The 18094-nt window shown below is 73.5% G+C and carries 20 protein-coding genes; 14 read left to right on the forward strand and 6 right to left on the reverse strand.

Annotated features, from left to right (window positions below):
- Position 1: 1 nt before the first annotated feature.
- On the forward strand, positions 2–379 hold the full coding sequence (locus N5I75_RS20270) for a holo-ACP synthase (RefSeq protein WP_476679297.1): 378 nt from the start codon (positions 2–4) through the stop codon (positions 377–379).
- 213 nt (positions 380–592) lie between these two features.
- Here N5I75_RS20270 and N5I75_RS20275 read toward each other — a convergent pair whose 3' ends face one another.
- The 3 genes from N5I75_RS20275 to N5I75_RS20285 are packed head-to-tail and all read right to left on the reverse strand — an operon-like array spanning position 593 to position 3529.
- Positions 593–2077 carry an NAD(P)H-hydrate dehydratase gene (locus N5I75_RS20275; RefSeq protein ID WP_476679298.1) on the reverse strand — a complete coding sequence of 495 codons (1485 nt, stop codon included), beginning with the start codon at positions 2075–2077 and terminating at the stop codon, positions 593–595.
- A 1-nt stretch (position 2078) separates the two neighbouring features.
- On the reverse strand, positions 2079–2948 hold the full coding sequence (locus N5I75_RS20280) for an alpha/beta fold hydrolase (protein WP_476679299.1): 870 nt from the start codon (positions 2946–2948) through the stop codon (positions 2079–2081).
- Positions 2945–3529: a TetR/AcrR family transcriptional regulator gene (locus N5I75_RS20285; RefSeq protein WP_476679300.1), complete on the reverse strand. Its 585-nt coding sequence runs from the start codon at positions 3527–3529 to the stop codon at positions 2945–2947. The genes N5I75_RS20280 and N5I75_RS20285 overlap by 4 nt, the downstream gene beginning before the upstream one ends.
- A 148-nt stretch (positions 3530–3677) precedes the next feature.
- Between N5I75_RS20285 and alr the strand changes: the two genes are divergently transcribed.
- Genes alr through tsaE form a run of 3 tightly spaced genes read left to right on the forward strand, consistent with a single transcriptional unit; the run spans position 3678 to position 6703 of the window.
- Entirely contained in the window at positions 3678–4925 is a 1248-nt protein-coding gene (alr, locus tag N5I75_RS20290) for an alanine racemase (protein ID WP_476679301.1), read from the forward strand.
- A gap of 34 nt (positions 4926–4959) precedes the next feature.
- Positions 4960–6204: an alpha/beta fold hydrolase gene (locus N5I75_RS20295; protein ID WP_476679302.1), complete on the forward strand. Its 1245-nt coding sequence runs from the start codon at positions 4960–4962 to the stop codon at positions 6202–6204.
- The gene (gene tsaE, locus N5I75_RS20300; RefSeq protein WP_476679303.1) at positions 6167–6703 is read left to right on the forward strand and encodes a tRNA (adenosine(37)-N6)-threonylcarbamoyltransferase complex ATPase subunit type 1 TsaE; all 537 of its coding nucleotides are present in this window, start codon (positions 6167–6169) and stop codon (positions 6701–6703) included. The genes N5I75_RS20295 and tsaE overlap by 38 nt, the downstream gene beginning before the upstream one ends.
- An 857-nt stretch (positions 6704–7560) precedes the next feature.
- On the opposite strand, the gene N5I75_RS20305 is transcribed toward tsaE, so the two are convergent.
- Entirely contained in the window at positions 7561–8094 is a 534-nt protein-coding gene (locus N5I75_RS20305) for a hypothetical protein (RefSeq protein ID WP_476679304.1), read from the reverse strand.
- A gap of 157 nt (positions 8095–8251) precedes the next feature.
- Between N5I75_RS20305 and tsaB the strand changes: the two genes are divergently transcribed.
- From tsaB to N5I75_RS20330, 5 genes are all read left to right on the forward strand, one after another.
- Positions 8252–8917, forward strand: a complete 666-nt coding sequence (gene tsaB, locus N5I75_RS20310; RefSeq protein ID WP_476679305.1) for a tRNA (adenosine(37)-N6)-threonylcarbamoyltransferase complex dimerization subunit type 1 TsaB — start codon at positions 8252–8254, stop codon at positions 8915–8917.
- Complete coding sequence (gene rimI, locus N5I75_RS20315) at positions 8914–9477, forward strand: ribosomal protein S18-alanine N-acetyltransferase (protein ID WP_476679306.1); 564 nt, start codon at positions 8914–8916, stop codon at positions 9475–9477. The genes tsaB and rimI overlap by 4 nt, the downstream gene beginning before the upstream one ends.
- Positions 9470–10597 (forward strand): tRNA (adenosine(37)-N6)-threonylcarbamoyltransferase complex transferase subunit TsaD, encoded by a 1128-nt coding sequence (gene tsaD, locus N5I75_RS20320; protein WP_476679307.1) that lies wholly within the window; start codon positions 9470–9472, stop codon positions 10595–10597. The genes rimI and tsaD overlap by 8 nt, the downstream gene beginning before the upstream one ends.
- Entirely contained in the window at positions 10594–10842 is a 249-nt protein-coding gene (locus N5I75_RS20325; RefSeq protein WP_476679308.1) for a hypothetical protein, read from the forward strand. Before tsaD ends, N5I75_RS20325 begins: the two co-directional genes overlap by 4 nt.
- A gap of 85 nt (positions 10843–10927) precedes the next feature.
- On the forward strand, positions 10928–11977 hold the full coding sequence (locus N5I75_RS20330; protein WP_476679309.1) for an LCP family protein: 1050 nt from the start codon (positions 10928–10930) through the stop codon (positions 11975–11977).
- Between the two features lie 7 nt (positions 11978–11984).
- Here N5I75_RS20330 and N5I75_RS20335 read toward each other — a convergent pair whose 3' ends face one another.
- Positions 11985–12569 (reverse strand): class I SAM-dependent methyltransferase, encoded by a 585-nt coding sequence (locus N5I75_RS20335; RefSeq protein ID WP_476679310.1) that lies wholly within the window; start codon positions 12567–12569, stop codon positions 11985–11987.
- Positions 12570–12690: 121 nt separating this feature from the next.
- On the opposite strand from N5I75_RS20335, the gene N5I75_RS20340 reads away from it, so the two are divergent.
- Both N5I75_RS20340 and N5I75_RS20345 read left to right on the forward strand, forming a co-directional pair.
- Positions 12691–13047 carry a YciI family protein gene (locus N5I75_RS20340; protein WP_476679311.1) on the forward strand — a complete coding sequence of 119 codons (357 nt, stop codon included), beginning with the start codon at positions 12691–12693 and terminating at the stop codon, positions 13045–13047.
- A gap of 119 nt (positions 13048–13166) precedes the next feature.
- Positions 13167–14381, forward strand: a complete 1215-nt coding sequence (locus tag N5I75_RS20345; RefSeq protein ID WP_476679560.1) for an RNA polymerase sigma factor — start codon at positions 13167–13169, stop codon at positions 14379–14381.
- A 31-nt stretch (positions 14382–14412) separates the two neighbouring features.
- On the opposite strand, the gene N5I75_RS20350 is transcribed toward N5I75_RS20345, so the two are convergent.
- On the reverse strand, positions 14413–15651 hold the full coding sequence (locus tag N5I75_RS20350; RefSeq protein WP_476679561.1) for a class I SAM-dependent methyltransferase: 1239 nt from the start codon (positions 15649–15651) through the stop codon (positions 14413–14415).
- 82 nt (positions 15652–15733) lie between these two features.
- Here N5I75_RS20350 and N5I75_RS20355 point away from each other — a divergent pair, with 82 nt between their 5' ends.
- The 3 genes from N5I75_RS20355 (at position 15734) to groES (ending at position 18003) form a co-directional block, all read left to right on the forward strand.
- Positions 15734–16690 (forward strand): polysaccharide deacetylase family protein, encoded by a 957-nt coding sequence (locus N5I75_RS20355; protein ID WP_476679312.1) that lies wholly within the window; start codon positions 15734–15736, stop codon positions 16688–16690.
- Positions 16687–17385 carry a polysaccharide deacetylase family protein gene (locus N5I75_RS20360; RefSeq protein WP_476679313.1) on the forward strand — a complete coding sequence of 233 codons (699 nt, stop codon included), beginning with the start codon at positions 16687–16689 and terminating at the stop codon, positions 17383–17385. The genes N5I75_RS20355 and N5I75_RS20360 overlap by 4 nt, the downstream gene beginning before the upstream one ends.
- 309 nt (positions 17386–17694) lie before the next feature.
- Positions 17695–18003 (forward strand): co-chaperone GroES, encoded by a 309-nt coding sequence (gene groES / locus N5I75_RS20365; protein ID WP_282535600.1) that lies wholly within the window; start codon positions 17695–17697, stop codon positions 18001–18003.
- Positions 18004–18094 lie beyond the last annotated feature (91 nt).

Raw genomic sequence — 18094 nt, forward strand, 5'->3', positions numbered from 1 at the left:
CATGAGCATCATCGGGGTCGGGATCGACGTGGCCGAGATCGAGCGGTTCGCGGCGTCCCTCGAACGCACGCCTGGGCTTGCCGGGCGGTTGTTCCTGCGGGACGAGCTGCTGCTGCCGGGGGGCGGGGGCGAGCGCCGCGGGGTCGCTTCGCTGGCTGCCCGGTTTGCTGCGAAGGAGGCGCTGGCGAAGGCGTTGGGGGCGCCGGCGGGGCTGCGGTGGACTGATGCGGAGGTGTATGTGGAGGCGTCCGGGCAGCCTCGGCTCCGGGTGAGCGGGACGGTGGCTGCGCGGGCTGCGGAGTTGGGGGTGGTGGGGTTTCATGTGTCGTTGAGCCACGATGCGGGGGTCGCTTCCGCTGTGGTGGTGGCGGAGGGGTAGCGCCGCGGGGGCTGCCGCCGTTGCCGGGTGCGGCGTGCGTCGTGGTTGCTCGCGCCGTTCCCCGCGCCCCTGGGGCATGCGGCTTCGCCGCAGCCCCATTAAGGGCGCGTCAACGTGGGCCTATCCCGAGATGGCGCACGTAGTGCGCATCTCAGGGGCGCGGGGAACTGCGCGACCAGCCACGATGCACGTGCGGTCGAGGGCGTTCGGGGATCAGGTGGTGCTGACGTCCCGCCACGCCAGGCGTACCGCTGTGGCTACGTCCTGGGCCGATACCGGGGCGTTCTGGGCCGCCTCCCGGGCCGCCAGGCCGTGGAGGTGGGCGCCGAGGGAGGCCGCGTCCAAGGGGTGGAGGCCGGTTGCCAGGAGGGAGCCGGTCAGGCCCGACAGGACGTCGCCGCTGCCGGCGGTGGCGAGCCACGGGGTGCCGGTCGGGTTGACCCGGATCGCAGCACCGGCCCCGGCACCGGCACCAGCCCCGGCCCCGGATGGCGGTGGCGATGCGATCAAGGTCGTTGAGCCCTTCAAGAGGACCGTCGCCCTGTAGCGCGTCGCCAGCTCCCGGACGGAGGACAGCCGTTCGGACTCCACCCGCTCCCGCGCACAGCCGAGCAGCGCCGCCGCCTCCCCGGCATGCGGGGTGAGGACGGTGGGCGCGCTACGCCCCCGTACCGTCTCCACATCCGCCAGCCGCAGGCCGTCCGCGTCGATGAGGACCGGGACGTCCGACGCCAGGACGTCCGCCATGCCCGCACGGTCGTCGCCGAGGCCGGGGCCGATCACCCACGCCTGGACGCGCCCCGCCTGCGAGGGCGGCCCCGCCGAGACCAGGGCCTCGGGGAAGCGGGCGATCACCGCGTCCGCGGCCGGGCCGACGTAGCGGACCGCGCCCGCGCCGCCGTGCAGCGCCCCGGCGGTGGCCAGGACCGCCGCGCCCGGATAGCGCTCGGAGCCCGCGACGATGCCGACGACCCCGCGCTGGTATTTGTCGCTCTCGCCGGTGGGGCGGGGGAGGAGCCCCGCCGCGTCGTCGTACTGGAGCGCCTCAAGCGCCGGGGAGGACGCGCCCAGATCCAGGCCGATGTCCACCAGGCGGAGCGCTCCCGCGTACGCGTGCGCCGGGTCCACAAGGAGCCCCGGCTTGTACGCGCCGAACGTGACCGTCGCGTCCGCCCGTACTGCCTCGCCCCGCACCTCGCCCGTGTCCGCGTCCACCCCGCTGGGCAGGTCCACGGCGACGACGAGGCATCGGGAATCGGCGGCCAGGGAGGCGAGTTGCGCGGCGCGGGGGCGCAGGCCGCCCTTGCCGCCGATGCCCACGATGCCGTCGAGGACGAGGTCGGCGCGGACCACGCTCCGCTCGGCGGCCCCCGCATCGGACTCCGCGTCGTACACCGTGCCGCCCGCCGACCGCAGCGCCGCGAGCCCGCCCGCGTGCGCCCGCTCGGGTGAGAGGAGCAGCGCCGTGACGCCCGCGCCGCGCCGGGCGAGACGGGCGCCCGCGTACAGGGCGTCGCCGCCGTTGTCCCCGGAGCCGACAAGGAGGGTGACCCGTTTCCCGTACACCTTGCCGAGCAGGTCGGCGCAGGCCGCGGCGAGGCCCGCCGCCGCCCGCTGCATCAGTGCTCCGTCGGGCAGGCGCGCCATCAGCGCGCGTTCGGCGGCCCGGACGGTCTCCACGTCGTAAGCAGTGCGCATGTCATCGAGTGTCCCCCAGGAAGTGGGACCGAAGCAGGTCGGCCGTCCCGGCGGGGTGCGTGGACCAGCCGTTGTGCGCGCCGGGGAAGGCGGAGAGGGGGAGGCCCAGGTGCTCGGCCATCAGCGCCGCCGGGCGGTACGGCAGGTGGCCCCGGGTCCCGGCGCCCGCCGCCAGCGTCAGACGGTCGGCGACCGTTTCCAGCGCGGCCAGGTCAGGCACGTACGCCGCGAAGCTGCGGTGTTCGTGGCGGAGCGCGAGCGGCGCGTTCGCCCGGAGCCGCTCCAGCATGGCGAGGGTGCGCTCGCCCGGCGGAGTCTCGGGCGGGGGCGGGGGCAGCATCACCGGGCCGACGCCCCGCAGGAAGCGGGCGCCCGCCGCCTCGATCCCCTCGGCGACGAACGTCTCGTACACGTCCTGGAAGAACGCCAGTTGTTCGGCCGCGTCCGGCAGCACGCTCCACGACGGCGGTTCGTGCGCCAGCGCCCGGCGCAGCCGGTCCGGGTGGCGGGCCAGGAGGTCGAGGGTGACGATCGCGCCGCTGGACGAACCGGCGACGTACGCGGGTGTGCCGGGCGCGACCGCGTCGAGGAGGCGCAGGGCGTCGTCCGCGTGGACGCCGACCCGCTGCTCGCCGTGCGGGCCGTCGAGGGGGGAGCGGGAGTAGCCGCGCGGATCGTGCGTGATGACCGTGAACGTGCCGGCGAGGGCGTCGGCGAGGGGGTCGAACACCGCCGCGTCGCCGCCCGCGCCCGGCAGGAGCAGCAGCGGCGGGCCCTCGCCCCGGGTCTCGTAGTGCAGCGACGCGCCCGGGACGCGGAGCCGGGCCGGGATGGCCGTCGCGCCGGGGACGCGGAGCCGGGCCGGAGTCATGGGGCCGCCACCTCCGACGGCCAGTTGCTCAGCGCCACATGGAGCGCCTCCACCGCGCTCGACCAGCTCGCCCCCGCCTCCCGGTGGTGCCGGAAGCCGCCCGCCAGTTCGAGGCTGACGAAGCCGTGGAAGGTGCTGCGCAGCAGGCGGCCCGCGTCGGTCAGGTCGGGTTCCGTCAGGTCGTAGCCCTGGAGCAGCGCGTAGGTGCAGGTGAGGTTGCGGCGCAGGCCGGGGTGGGCGTCGATGACGTCCGGGTCGAGTTCCTGCTGCTGGGTCGCCGTGTACCGGCCGGGGTGAGTGAGGGCGAAGTCGCGGTAGGCGTCGGCGAAGGCGGTGAGCGCGTCGCGGCGCGCCCGGCCCGCGAGCGCGTCCGCGATCCGGTCGGCGAGGTCGAGTCCGGCCAGGATCGCGACCTGGACCCGCAGGTCGGAGAGGCTTCTGACGTGCGCGTACAGGCTCGCGTCCTTGACGCCGAAGCCGCGCGCGAGCGCCGCGACGGTGATGTGCTCGAAACCCACGGAGTCCGCGAGGTCGGCGGCGGCCGCCACCACCCGCTCCCTGGTCAGACCTGCTCTTGCCATCACAGTCGTGCCACCCCTCGGCCCCTCGCTCGTCCAGTGAGCTTGCCTAATGCCCCTAGGTTTTCGGTTATGGCCCCTAGGTTTACCGGGGGCCGCCGGACCGGTCAACGGAATTCGCCGCAATCCGCTCTGAGAGACTGGGCGCACGATGAACGACAACGTGACTGCCCCGCTCCGCGCCCGTGCCGAGATCGATCTCGGCGCTCTCAAGGCCAATGTGCGGTCCCTGCGCGCCCATGCGCCGGGGGCCGCGTTCATGGCCGTCGTGAAGGCGGACGCGTACGGGCACGGCATGATCCCGGTGGCCCGCGCCGCCAAGGAGGCGGGCGCCGAGTGGATCGGGGCCGCCACCGCCGAGGAGGCCCTGGAGCTGCGCGCCGCCGGGCTGACCGGGCGCATCCTGTGCTGGCTGTGGGTGCCGGGCGGGCCCTGGCGCGCGGGCATCGAGGCCGATCTGGACATGTCGGTGAGCGGCCTGTGGGCCCTGCGGGAAGTCGCCGACGCCGCGCGGGCCGCCAGCCGCACCGCCCGTATCCAGCTCAAGGCCGACACGGGCCTCGGGCGCAACGGCTGCCTGCCCGCCGACTGGCCCGAACTCGTGCGCGAGGCGCTGTCCGCGCAGGCGGCGGGGCTCGTCACCGTCACCGGCCTGTGGTCGCACTTCGCCTGCGCCGACGAACCCGGACACCCCTCCACCGCGGCCCAGCTGACCTGCTTCCGCGAGATGGTCGCCTACGCGGAGGAGCAGGGCGTCACCCCCGAGGTGCGGCACATCGCGAACTCGCCGGGCACGCTCACCCTCCCCGAGACCCACTTCGACCTCGTCCGCCCCGGCATCGCCATGTACGGGATCTCGCCCAGCCCGGAGCTCGGCACGCCCGCCGACTTCGGGCTGCGCCCCGTCATGACGCTGAAGGCGAACCTGGCGCTCGTGAAGCAGGCGCCGGGTGGACTCGGCATCAGTTACGGGCATCACTACGTCACCCCGGGCGCGACGACCCTCGGCCTGGTGCCGCTCGGGTACGCGGACGGCGTTCCGCGCCACGCCTCCGGCACCGGGCCCGTCCAGATCGGCGGCAAGCGGCGCACGGTCGCGGGGCGGATCGCGATGGACCAGTTCGTCGTCGACCTCGGCGGCGACGAGCCCGCCGTCGGCGAGGAGGCGGTCCTGTTCGGTCCCGGCGACGCGGGCGAGCCGACCGCCGAGGACTGGGCCGCCGCGGCGGGCACCATCGCGTACGAGATCGTGACGCGGATCGGTTCGCGGGTACCTCGCGTCTATGGGGACACGGACGTCCATGGGGACACGGGCTCGGACATGGGCACGGACACGGGCTCGGGCTCGGACATGGGCACGGGCACGGGCACGAATACGGGGAAGAAGAGCACGGTCTGAGATCCGGACCGGCAGCCCCCAGGAGGAGCGGCACGTGAGCGAGAGCAGCGCACAGGCCACGGAGGCCGTCGCCGAGGTCGCCGCCGCGGCTCAGGGGAGCTGGCGGCGGGCCGGTCTCGCCGGGGCCGCGATAGGCGTGGTCGCCGCGGGCGCCGCCGCCGGTGTCGCCGTGGAGCGCCTGACCGTGGGCCGGGGGATGCGCCGCAAGGCCCGCCTCGCCCTCGACGCGGCCGGGCCCTACGGGGCGGTGCGCGGCGTCCCCGGGCGGGCCCGCGCCGCCGACGGCACCGAGCTGTACTACGAGGTCGACGAGGTCGAGCCGGCCGTCGGGGACAGCCCGCGCAGGCGCCGGATCTTCGGCCGCAGGGCGTCCGGCGCCGCCCCCGTCACCGTCGTCTTCAGCCACGGTTACTGCCTCAACCAGGACTCCTGGCACTTCCAGCGCGCGGCCCTGCGCGGCGCCGTCCGCTGCGTGTACTGGGACCAGCGCAGCCACGGCCGCTCCGGGCGCGGCACGGAACAGGCGGAGCAGGGCGCCCCCGTCTCCATCGACCGGCTCGGCGACGACCTCAGGGCCGTCATCGACGCCGCCGCGCCCGAGGGCCCGATCGTCCTCGTCGGCCACTCCATGGGCGGCATGACCGTGATGGCCCTGGCCGACCGCCACCCCGGGCTGATCCGCGAGCGCGTGGTGGGCGTCGCCCTCGTCGGTACGTCGTCGGGCAGGCTCGGCGAGGTCAACTACGGGCTGCCCGTCGCCGGGATGAACGCCGTACGGAAGGTCCTGCCCGGCGTGCTGAAGGCGCTCGGGCAGCGGGCCGAGCTGGTCGAGCGCGGGCGGCGGGCGACGGCCGACCTGTTCGCCGGGATCATCAAGCGGTACTCGTTCGCGACCAGGGACGTCGATCCGGCGATCGCCCGGTTCGCCGAGCGGATGATCGAGGGCACGCCCATCGACGTCGTCGCCGAGTTCTATCCGGCGTTCCAGGAGCACGACAAGACGGCCGCGCTCGCGCACTTCGCCGGTCTGCCCGTCCTCGTCCTCGCCGGGCAGGACGATCTCGTGACGCCGAGCGAGCACAGCGAGGCGATCGCGGCGCTGCTCCCCGAGGCCGAACTCGCGCTGATTCCCGACGCCGGGCACCTGGTCATGCTGGAACACCCCGACGTCGTCACGGACCGGCTCGCGCAGCTCCTCTCGCGGGCGGGTGTGCCGGTCGCAGCCGCTACCGTGGGGAGCCATGGAGACACCGGCAGCACCGCACAGCCCGGCGGCTGACCCCGCCACCCCCGTCACGACCGTCACCGTCACGGTCAACTCCCCCGACGCGATGCGGGAGTTGGGCCTCGCCCTCGCCAAACGGCTGCGCCCCGGCGACCTCGTGATGCTCACCGGCGAGCTCGGCGCGGGCAAGACGACCCTGACGCGCGGGCTCGGCGCGGGGCTCGGCGTGCGCGGCGCCGTCACCTCGCCGACCTTCGTGATCGCCCGCGTCCACCCCTCCCTGTCCGATGGCCCGGCCCTCGTGCACGTCGACGCGTACCGGCTCGGTGGCGGCCTCGACGAGATGGAGGACCTCGACCTCGACGTGGACCTGCCCGAGTCCGTCGTCGTCGTGGAGTGGGGCGACGGGAAGGTCGAGGAGCTGTCCGACGACCGTCTGCACGTCCTCATCGACCGGGCGACCGGTGACACGACGGACGAGGTTCGCGTGGTCACGTTCCGCGGCATCGGTGGGCGCTGGGCGGAGGCCGGTCTGGCCGATCTGGCCGGCTGAGGGCGCCGCGAGGGTCGTATCCCGACAACGCGTCGGCAAGATGTTGCGCGGCGCGTGTTCGGCGTGTTCACATGGAGGCCGGACTTAGTTAGGTCTACCTAACCACGCCTGTTCGGGAGGCGCCATGTCGGCTACGGAACGTGTCGTGCGGCGTAGGGGGGTCTCGTCCTCCTCGGAGCGGGGCGCTGCGAGCGGCGGGGGCGGGATGCAGGGCGTTTCGATGAGCGCCCTGCTGGCCTCGTGTGCGGCTGCCCGTGCCGTCTCGACACCGCCGGTCCAGGCGCCCGCGCCGTCGGCTGCGCCGGAGCGGGCGTCGTAGGGGGCGCGAGCGGCGCCGCCGGGTGCGGGTGCGTCGTGGCTGGTCGCGCAGTTCCCCGCGCCCCTGAGGCTTGCGGCTTCGCCGCGCCCTATGGCGGTGCGTTGTCCGGTTGCGCGTGCGTTGTGGCTGGTCGCGCAGTTCCCCGCGCCCCTGGGGCGTGCGGCTTCGCCGCGGCCCCATCGGGGTTCGTTGTCGGGTTACGCGTGCGTCGTGGTTGCTCGCGACGTTCCCCGCGCCCCTGGGGCTCGCGGCCTTCGCCGCAGCCCCATCGGGCGTGTGTTTCGCGCGCCTCGGTTGGGGTGGGCGTCGCGAGGCTCGCGCTACGCGCGGCCCTCTGAGATGGCGCACGCAGTGCGCATCTCAGGGGCGCGGGGAACTGCGCGACCAGCCACGACGCACCCGCACCCGGCGGCGATGCCTACGCACCCGTGGCGGCACCCCGTCAGGGGACCCGCGGCGGCACCCCGTCAGGTGACCCGGCGGCGACGCCTACGCACCCGCGGCGGCACCCCGCCAGGGGACCCGCGGCGGCACCCCGTCAGGGGACCACGACCACCTTGCGGCCGTACGTCGCGAACTCCCACATCGCCGTGGTGTCCGCCCGTGAACCCCGGATGCCGCCCGTCTCCTTCGTCGGGTCGGGCGTCGGCGTGGAGCCGTCGACCGCCGCGCTGAACCCGACACCCTTCCCGTTCACGGTCGTGAACAGCACGACATGCTCGATCGGCACCCCGTCGGTCCCGGTGACGGAACCGGTGCGCTGGATCACCTTGTACGTGCCCGCCGCCGGATCCAGCGTGCCGGGCACCACCTCGTAGGTGCGCTGCGCCTTGCCGTCCGCGCCGACCAGCCAGACCCTGTCCGTCTTCAGGGCGTAGACGACCCGCTGCCCCGTGCCGGACTGGGCGGGCAGCGCGTTCGCCGGGGCCTTCTTGTCCTTCGGGGAGTGGGACGCCGTGGCCGAGGGAGAGGCTCCGGGCTTGGCGGCGCCGAGGTCGGACGGCGCGTTCGCCGAGGCCTGGTACGCGAGGAAGCCGACCGCCGCGAGCGCGCCCGCGGTCAGCGCGGTCACGAATCCGGTGCTGCTCCGTGCCACCAGGTGCCTGCCTCTCCAGTACGTAAGTACGACGCCAGTGACGGCTGTACGTGACGGTAGCAGCCGGGACCGACAGGCCCGGGGAGTCGCGGACGCGGACATGTCCACCCCGCCGGAGTCGTAGGCTGTTCGCGTGCTGTTGCTCGCTGTGGATACCGCCACCCCCGCCGTCACCGTCGCCCTGCACGACGGGACCGACACCGTCGCCGCGTCGAGTCAGGTGGACGCCCGCAGACACGGGGAGCTGCTGCTGCCCGCCGTCGACCGGGTGCTCGCCGAGGCCGGCGTCGCGCTCGACGCCGTCACCGGGATCGTCGTGGGCATCGGCCCGGGACCGTACACCGGTCTGCGCGTCGGCCTGATGACCGCCGACACCTTCGGGCTCGCGCTCGACGTCCCCGTGCACGGCGTGTGCACGCTCGACGGCCTCGCCTACGCGGCCGGGGGCGCCGAAGGGATCGAGGGCCCCTTCGTGGTCGCCACCGACGCGCGCCGCAAGGAGGTCTACTGGGCGCGCTACGCCGACCGCCGCACCCGCCTCACCGAGCCCGCCGTCGACCGGCCCGCCGACATCGCCGAGGCCGTCGCCGGTCTGCCCGCGGTCGGCGCGGGCGCGCTGCTCTACCCCGAGACGTTCACCGACCCGCGCGGCCCCGAGCACGTCTCCGCCGCCGCGCTCGCCGCCCTCGCCGCCGAGAAGCTGGCCGCGGGCGAGGAGCTGCCCGCGCCGCGCCCCCTCTACCTGCGCCGCCCCGACGCGCAGGTCCCCAAGAACTACAAGGTGGTCACCCCGAAGTGACCGTGACCGAGACGGCCGAGCTGCGCGAGATGCGCTGGTGGGACATCGATCCCGTGCTCGCCCTGGAGAAGGACCTCTTCCCCGACGACGCCTGGTCGCGCGGCATGTTCTGGTCGGAGCTGGCCCACGCGCGCGGGGTGGGCTCGACGCGGCGCTACGTCGTCGCGTACGAGGGCGACCGCCTCGTCGGCTACGGCGGCCTCGCCGCCTCCGGCGCCGCCGGCGAGAACGGCTCCGCCGAGGGCGCCGACGTGCAGACGATCGCCGTCGCCCGCGACCACTGGGGCACCGGCCTCGGCGCCCGCCTCCTCACCGAGCTGCTGCGCCACGCCACCGCCTTCGAGGCCGCCGAGGTCATGCTGGAGGTCCGCGTCGACAACACGCGGGCGCAGAAGCTCTACGAGCGCTTCGGCTTCGAGCCGATCGGCTTCCGCCGCGGCTACTACCAGCCGGGCAACGTGGACGCCCTCGTGATGCGCCTCATCACCACCCAAGAGCCCGTACCCGGGGCGGCCCCCGCGCTCCCCGTCACAGGAACCGAAGAGAAGAACCATGGCTGACGAACCGCTCGTCCTCGGCATCGAGACCTCCTGCGACGAGACCGGCGTCGGCATCGTCCGCGGCACCACCCTGCTCGCCGACGCCGTCGCCTCCAGCGTCGACGAACACGCCCGCTTCGGCGGTGTCGTGCCCGAGGTCGCCTCCCGGGCCCACCTGGAGGCGATGGTCCCGACGATCCAGCGCGCCCTCAAGGACGCCGGGATCACCGCCAAGGACCTCGACGGCATCTCCGTCACCGCCGGGCCCGGCCTCGCGGGGGCCCTGCTCGTCGGCGTCAGCGCCGCGAAGGCGTACGCGTACGCGCTCGGCAAGCCCCTCTACGGCGTCAACCACCTGGCCTCGCACATCTGCGTGGACCAGCTGGAGCACGGCCCGCTGCCCGAGCCGACGATGGCGCTCCTCGTCTCCGGCGGCCACTCCTCGCTGCTGCTCTCCAGCGACATCACCTCCGACGTCCGGCCGCTCGGCGCGACCATCGACGACGCGGCGGGCGAGGCCTTCGACAAGATCGCCCGCGTCCTGAACCTCGGCTTCCCCGGCGGCCCCGTCATCGACCGCTACGCGAAGGAGGGCGACCCGGACGCGATCGCCTTCCCGCGCGGTCTGACGGGCCCGCGCGACCCCGCGTACGACTTCTCCTTCTCGGGCCTGAAGACGGCCGTGGCCCGCTGGATCGAGGCCAAGCGGGCGGCGGGCGAGGACGTGCCGGTGCGGGACGTGTCGGCGTCGTTCCAGGAGGCCGTCGTCGACGTGCTGACCCGCAAGGCGGTGCGCGCCTGCAAGGACGAGGGCGTCGACCACCTGATGATCGGCGGCGGTGTCGCCGCCAACTCGCGGCTGCGGGCGCTGGCCCAGGAGCGGTGCGAGCGGGCCGGGATCCGGCTGCGCGTGCCGCGTCCCAAGCTGTGCACGGACAACGGCGCGATGGTCGCGGCGCTCGGCGCGGAGATGGTGGCGAGGAATCGGCAGCCGTCGGCGTGGGACCTGTCGGCGGACTCGTCGCTGCCGGTGACGGAGACGCACGTACCGGGCCACGAGCACGACCACGACCACGACCACGGCCACCATCACGGGCACGACCACGTGCACGAGGTCAGCAAGGAGAACCTGTACTCGTGACGGTCGCGCTGATGTGGGAGGCGCGGGCCGTCGAGGGCCGCGGCGACGATCTCCTCGCCTGGGTGCGGGCGCAGACTCTCGACCCCGCCCCGGTGCGGCGCGAGACGCTGCGCGCTCCGCAGGACCGGGTCCTCGTCATCACGTGGTGGGACGCGGGATACGACGCCGAGGTGCCCGAACTGCCGGAGCCGGACGGGGACTTGGTGGTGCGGGCGGTCCACAGGTGGCGCTTCGAGGCGGTCTGAGCCGCACTGTTAAATCTGCCTGAGTTTTCCGAAACTGCGCGGCAAGTGGTTTACGCCTGTACTAATGCGGACTTATGTTCCGTGCGTGGAAGAGAAGAAACGGTTCCGCGGGCGTGTGGTGAAGACGCGTGCGCTGAAGGTGGTGGCCATCGCCTTCGGCTGCGTCCTCGTGCTCGTCGGCGCCGGGGCCGCCTTGGCGTACTGGCACTTCGAACACAACATACGCAGCGTCGACATCGACCGCGCCCTCGGCGACGACCGCCCGGCCAGGCCGGCGCCCACCGCCGCGCCCTCGGCCTCCCAGGACGAGGACCCCGGCGCCATCGACAAGGGCGTCCTGAACTTCCTCGTCCTCGGCTCGGACTCGCGTACCGGTGCGGAGAACAAGGCGCTCGGCGGCGGCGAGGACGGCGGCGCCCGCTCCGACACCGCGATGGTCGTGCACCTGGACGCGGGCCGCACCGAGGCGACCGTCGTCAGCATCCCCCGCGACACCCTCGTCGAACGCCCCTCCTGCCCGACGGATTCCGGCGGCACGACGGCGGTCGCGTACAACGTCATGTTCAACAGCGCCTACGCGCTCGGCGGCCCGGTCTGCGCGGTGAAGACCGTCGAGCACCTCACCGGCGTCCGCATGGACCACTACCTGGAGATCGACTTCGCGGGGTTCGCGAAACTCGTCGACGCGCTCGGCGGCGTGGACATCACGACGACCGAGGACATCGACGACGACCTCAGCCACCTCCACCTCGACGCGGGCGAGCACCACTTGGACGGCGAACAGGCCCTCGCCTTCGCCCGCACCCGCCACGGCGTCGGCGACGGCAGCGACCTCGGCCGCATCAAACTCCAGCAGCAGCTCGTGAAGTCGCTGGTGAGCGAGGTCTCGGCGGACGGCCTCCTGACCGACCCGGCCCGCCTCTACCGCATCGCCGACGCGGCCACCGGCAGCCTCGTCGCCGACACCGGGCTCGACTCCCTCTCCGAACTCTCCGACCTCGCGCGCAGCCTGCGCGACCTGCCGGGCGACGCCGTGAAGACCGTCGTCATGCCGGTGGTACCGGCCCCGACGGACGCGAACCGGGTGGTGGCGGAGGAGCCGGAGGCGGGGAAGTTGTGGGAGTCGCTGCGGTGACCCGTCGTCACTTCGTGTACGTCAACAGGTAGCGCCAATACAGCAGTTGCCGCACCTCGCTGCCGTGCAGCAGCCGGGCCGACTCCGCGCGGACCTGCGGCAGCGTCATCTCCGGCTGCCGGACGGGGGCCTTGCGCGGCGGTGTGCGGATGCCCCGGGCGCGCTCGGCGACGTGGACCGCCGCGCGGGAGACGGCGTTCGCCGGGGACGCGACGAGGTCGACGTAGGTGTGGCCCGCGTAGCAGCCGAGGACGAGGAGACGGCCGCCCGGGGCCAGGGCGTCGCGGAAGCGCGTCAGCGTCGTGAACGGCATGTGATGCAGGCTGGCCAGGCAGGTGATCACGTCGTAGTGGGCGGACGGGAGCGGCTCGGTCGAGGCGTCGGCGAGCCGGTAGCGCGGACCGCCGCCGGACGCCTCGGCCGCGGCGAGCGTGTCCGGGTCCGGGTCGAGCGCGTCGACCTTGCACCCCCGGCCGACGAGCCGGCGGGCGAACCGGCCCGTGCCGCAGCCGACGTCGAGCGCGGTACGGGCGCCGGGCGGCACAGTGCGCAGCAGGAGCCGGTGGTAGTGGTCGTTGTGATCGAACGGCATGAAGAAAATCTTCGAGGAATTCCGGCGCTCGTGTCGATCCCGCTGCCGGCCGATCGACGCGGTAGTGCAAGCACGTTCACAAGGACACCGGACACCGGACACGAGAGCACTGGAGACGATCATGCCCCGCTACCTGACGATGGTCCGCATCGACGAGAACAACGCCCCCGAGGGCGGCCCCAGCGAGGAGCTGATGCAGCGCATGGGCGCCCTCATCGAGGAGATGACCAAGGCCGGCGTCCTGCTCGACACGGCGGGCCTGACCCCGACCGCGCAGGGCAAGCGCGTGCACTACGCCAAGGGCGACATCAGCGTCACGGACGGCCCCTTCACCGAGTCCAAGGAGGTCATCGGCGGCTACGCGATCATCCAGGCGAAGGACGAGGCCGAGGTCCTGGAGTGGACCAAGCGCTTCCTCCAGGTCCACGGCGAGGAGTGGAACATCACCTCCGAGATCCGCGAGATCGTCGAAGGCTGACCGGCGGACCGGCTTGGCGTCCGTCCCGGGCCGGTGTCTGATGGTGGGCTGTGAACGAGCACCTCTCCACGGCCCGCCCGGACGCCGAGACCGCCCGGGCCATCGAGACCGTCTTCCGCATGGAGGCGCCGCGCATCATCGCCGCCGTCACGCGCGTCGTGCGGGACGTCGGCATCGCGGAGGAACTCGCGCAGGACGCGCTCGTCGCCGCCCTCGAACAGTGGCCGGAGTCCGGCGTGCCCGAACGGCCGGGCGGCTGGCTCACCGCCGTCGCCCGGCGCCGCGCCGTCGACCTCGTGCGCCGCCGCGAGAACTACGCCCGCAAGCTCGAAGAGGTCGGCAGGGCGACGGAGTTCGCGTACGAGGAGCAGAGCCCCGCCGACCCGGACGACATCGACGACGACCTCCTGCGCCTCGTCTTCATGGCGTGCCACCCGGTGCTGTCGGCGGAGGCCCGGGTCGCCCTCACCCTGCGCCTGCTCGGCGGCCTCACCACAGCCGAGACGGCCCGCGCGGTGCTCGCCCCCGAGCCGACGGTCGCCCAGCGCATCGTCCGCGCCAAACGCACCCTCGCCACCCGCAACGTCGCCTTCGAGGTGCCCACGGGCCCCGACCGCGAGGCCCGCCTCGGCTCGGTCCTCGAAGTCATCTACCTCATCTTCAACGAGGGGTACGCGGCCACGGCAGGCGACGACTACCTGCGCCCCGGCCTCTGCGAGGACGCCCTGCGCCTGGCCCGCGTGCTCCAGTCGCTGATGCCCAAGGAGCCCGAGGTGCACGCCCTGGCGGCCCTCCTGGAACTCCAGTCGTCCCGCACGGCCGCCCGCACCGCCCCCGACGGCTCGCCCGTCCTGCTCAAGGACCAGAACCGGACACGCTGGAACACGCTCCTGATCCGGCGCGGGTTCGCGGCACTCGGCCGGGCGGACGCGGTGGCGTCGGGGCCGCCGGGACCGTACGCGCTGCAGGCCGCGATCGCCGCGTGCCACGCGCAGGCCCACACCTACGAGGAGACCAACTGGGCCCAGATCGCCACCCTCTACAGCCTCCTGGCGGCCCGTACCCCGTCCCCGGTGGTCCGGCTCAACCAGGCGGTGGCGGTGTCGATGGTGGAGGGCCCGGCGGCGGCCCTGCCCCTGGTCGACGCACTGACCGACGAACCGGCCCTGCGCACCTACCACTTGCTCCCGACCGTCCGCGCGGACCTGCTCGAACGGATGGGCCGGGTGGAGGAGGCGCGGGAGGAGTACGCGCGGGCGGCGGGGTTGGCAGGCAATGAGCGGGAGCGCGCTTTCCTGCTGGGCAAGTCCAGATCCAGCCCCTCCGGCGATTGAGGAGCGGGGCCCGGGGCGGAGCCCCGTGACCTCAGCGAGGGGCGGCCGGTGCCCCGATCAACATGGTCGGCGCCCCGGCAACCCGCGTCAGGAACACCGTCACGGCCCGCTTCCCGTACGGCTTGGGCATGACCTTGCGCCGCAGCTCCTCCGGCTCGACCGCGGACCCCCGCTTCTTCACGGTCAGCACCCCGACCTCCCGATCCCGCAGCAGCGCCTTCAACTTCTTGACGTTGAAGGGGAGCTGATCCGTGATCTCGTACGCGGCGGCATACGGGGACGGCCGCAGCACATTCCCGGTGACATACGCGATGGTCTCGTCGATGAGCCCGCCCCCGACCTGCTCGGCCACCTCGGCGACGAGATGCGCACGGATGACGGCGCCGTCGGGCTCGTACAGATACCGCCCCACGGACCGCACCCCGGGATCCGGCAGCCCGCGCCCGACGAGCTCCCGCGCCCCGGGCAGCAGCGTGGCCCGCATCCGCCCCGGCTCCGTGCCGAACCACAGCACCGCCTCCTTCACGTCACCCCCGTCCGAGATCCACTCGGCGTCGGCGCCGTCCGGGATCGCCTCGTGCGGGATGCCCGGCGCGATCTTCAGCGCGGCGCGCGGCGCGGCGAGCGCGGCGGAGACGGCCCAGGAGAGCGGCGGCGAGTAGGCCTCGGGGTCGAAGATCCGCCCGCGCTTGGCGGAGCGCCGGGCCGGGTCGACGAAGACGGCGTCGTACGCGGATGTGTCCACCTCCGTCACGTCCGCCTCCCGTACCTCGATGAGGTCGCCGAGACCGAGCGCGGCGGCGTTGGCGCGCGCGACGGCGCAGGTCTGCGGGTCCCGGTCGACGGCGAGCACGGAGATGCCCGCACGGGCCAGCGCGATGGCGTCGCCGCCGATGCCGCAGCACAGGTCGGCGACGGAGCGGACGCCGAGCGCGCGGAAGGACTCGGCCCGGTGGGCGGCGACCGGGGCGCGGGTCGCCTGCTCGACCCCGTTCGGCGTGAAGTACATGCGGCCCGCGTCGTCGGCGCCGAACTTCGCGACCGCCCGCTGCCGCAGCCGCGCCTGCGCGAGCGCCGCCGAGACGAGGGCGGCGGGGTGGTCGCGGCGCAGCCGGGTGGCGAGGGCGAGCTCCTGCGCCGGATCGTGCTCGCGCAGGGCGTCGAGCAGGGCCTGGCCCTCCGGGGCGAGGAGGGCGCGGAAGTCGGCGGCGGCGTCAGCGGCGTCGGCCGGGGCGTTACCGGCGGCGGGGGATGAACTCACCCGGTCCATTGTGGGCCAGTCGGAGGACCGTACGTGCGCGGTGGCGGTGTCGCCCCCTGGCCAGGGCCCTGAGCTGCGAGGATCCGGCGCCATGCGACGAGTGTCGGTACGACAAGACGACAGGACCGCCGCGCGGCCGGCCCGCGCGGGACGTGGCCGCCCGGCAGCGCCCCGCGCCTGGGCCCTCGCGCTGGCCACGGCATCGCTCGCGACGGCCTGCGCGGCCGAGCCCGACGACTCCGGCGCGCCACGGACGCGGGCGGTCACGAAGCAGATGGTGCGTCCGGCCGCGGGCCAACAGGCACTGCGGGCGGCAGCGGCCCAGCGCGCTGCGGCGGCCCGGCGCTGGGGCCTGGCGGAGACCCCTCTCACGGCACCGGAGCCGCCCGCGAGGAAACCGGTCATCAGGCCCCGCGCGGGCTTCGAGGTCGACGGCCAGGACCGCCTCGCCCTGCCGCCGGTCTTCACGACCGTGCCCACCAAGGACAAGGTCGTCTTCCTCACCATCGACGACGGCGCCGAGAAGGACCCGCGCTTCCTCCGCATGATGAGCGACCTGAGGATCCCGTACACGGCGTTCCTGACCGACACGGAGGTCAGGAAGAAGAAGCCCGGCTACGCGTACTTCAAGAAGGCCCGCGCAATGGGCGCGACCCTCAACAACCACACCCTGCACCACCGCTTCCTGCCGGGCCTCTCCTACGCGCAGCAGAAGCACGAGATCTGCGGCATGCAGGACAAGCTCCAGGACCACTACGGCAAGCGCCCCACCCTCTTCCGCCCGCCGTACGGCGACTACAACCAGGCCACCCTGAGAGCCGCCAAGGCCTGCGGCATCGAGTACGCGCCGATCTGGAACGCCGAGGTCTTCGCCGACCGCATCGACCACCGCGAGTGGGACCGGTCGCTCCACCCCGGTGACATCGTCCTCACGCACTTCCGGGGCCGCGCGGACTGGCCGGGCACGATGCGCGACATGCTCCGCTTCTTCCTGGACCACGTCACCGCCCGGGGGTACGCGGTGGCCCGCCTGGAGGACTACCTGTGACACCCCGCCGCGCCCTCGCCGGCACCCTGGCGGCGGCCCTGCTCCTCACCGGCTGCGCCGGATCCGTCGACCCGATCGAACGCATGGGCCGCAAGGCGGCGCAACGGGTCCGCCACCACCACCCGCCCCCGGCAGCGGCACCACCGGCCGCCCCGACGGCGACGGTCCCCCCGGTGATCGACCACGTCCCCACCTCCGACAAGGTCGTCTTCCTGACCTACGACCTCGACGGTGACGCCGGAAGGCCCACGGACCCCGCCTTCCTGGCGCTGGTCCGCGACCACCACCTGCCGCTCACGGTCTTCACCGCCGGGCCGGGCCGCCACGACTCCCTGGGACGGCTGCGCGCCCTGGGCGCCGACATCGGGAACCGCACCCTCACGCACCCCGCCCTGCCCGGCCTCGGCTACGTGGAACAGCACACGCAGATCTGCGCCCAGCAGCGCCACCTCAGGTCCCGCTTCGGCCGCACCCCCGGCTTGCTCCGCCCGCCATCGGGCGCGTACGACGCGACAACGCTGAGAGCGGCGGCGGCCTGCGACATCAAGGCGATCGTCCTGTGGACCCCGGACCCGGTGACCCTCCACCCGGGCGCCATCATCCGCACAACCCCGAGCAAGAGCCGGACCGTCGAGCTGCTGCGCGAGATCCGGCACCAGGGCTACAAGGTGGCCGCGCTGAGCGACTACCTGTAAAGGCTCACCGCTCAGGGGCGCGGGGAACGGCGCGACAAGCCACGACGAGAGGCGCTTTCGGCGGCGAAGCGAACCCCCGCGGCGGGGGGGCCGCCATCGAGCACAGGCCCACCCGACCCACGCCGCGTCGCCCGACGATTGGCACTCCGCTTGACCGAGTGCTAATCACGGTCATAGTCTCGACCCTGGCACTCACCACTGGAGAGTGCCAACAGCGACGGGCAGGTCCGGCACCCGCGACGACGGATCCACCTGGTCGCCACCTCAGACTCTTAACCCCGTGAGATCTCCGAAGGGGGAGACCGGATCGTGACGACCGCCAGCTCCAAGGTTGCCATCAAGCCGCTCGAGGACCGCATCGTGGTCCAGCCGCTCGACGCCGAGCAGACCACGGCCTCCGGCCTGGTCATTCCGGACACCGCGAAGGAGAAGCCCCAGGAGGGCGTCGTCCTCGCCGTGGGCCCGGGCCGCTTCGAGAACGGCGAGCGCCTGCCGCTCGACGTGAAGTCCGGCGACATCGTGCTGTACAGCAAGTACGGCGGCACCGAGGTCAAGTACAACGGCGAGGAGTACCTCGTCCTCTCGGCGCGCGACGTCCTCGCGATCGTCGAGAAGTAAGCGGCCTGAAAAAGCAGCTTTTGATGTGAAGTGCGCCCCTGGCACCCGCGACCGTAAGAAGCCGGGGTCAGGGGCGTTCTTCGTTCACCCC

The sequence above is a fragment of the Streptomyces sp. R818 genome (genome assembly GCF_056172735.1).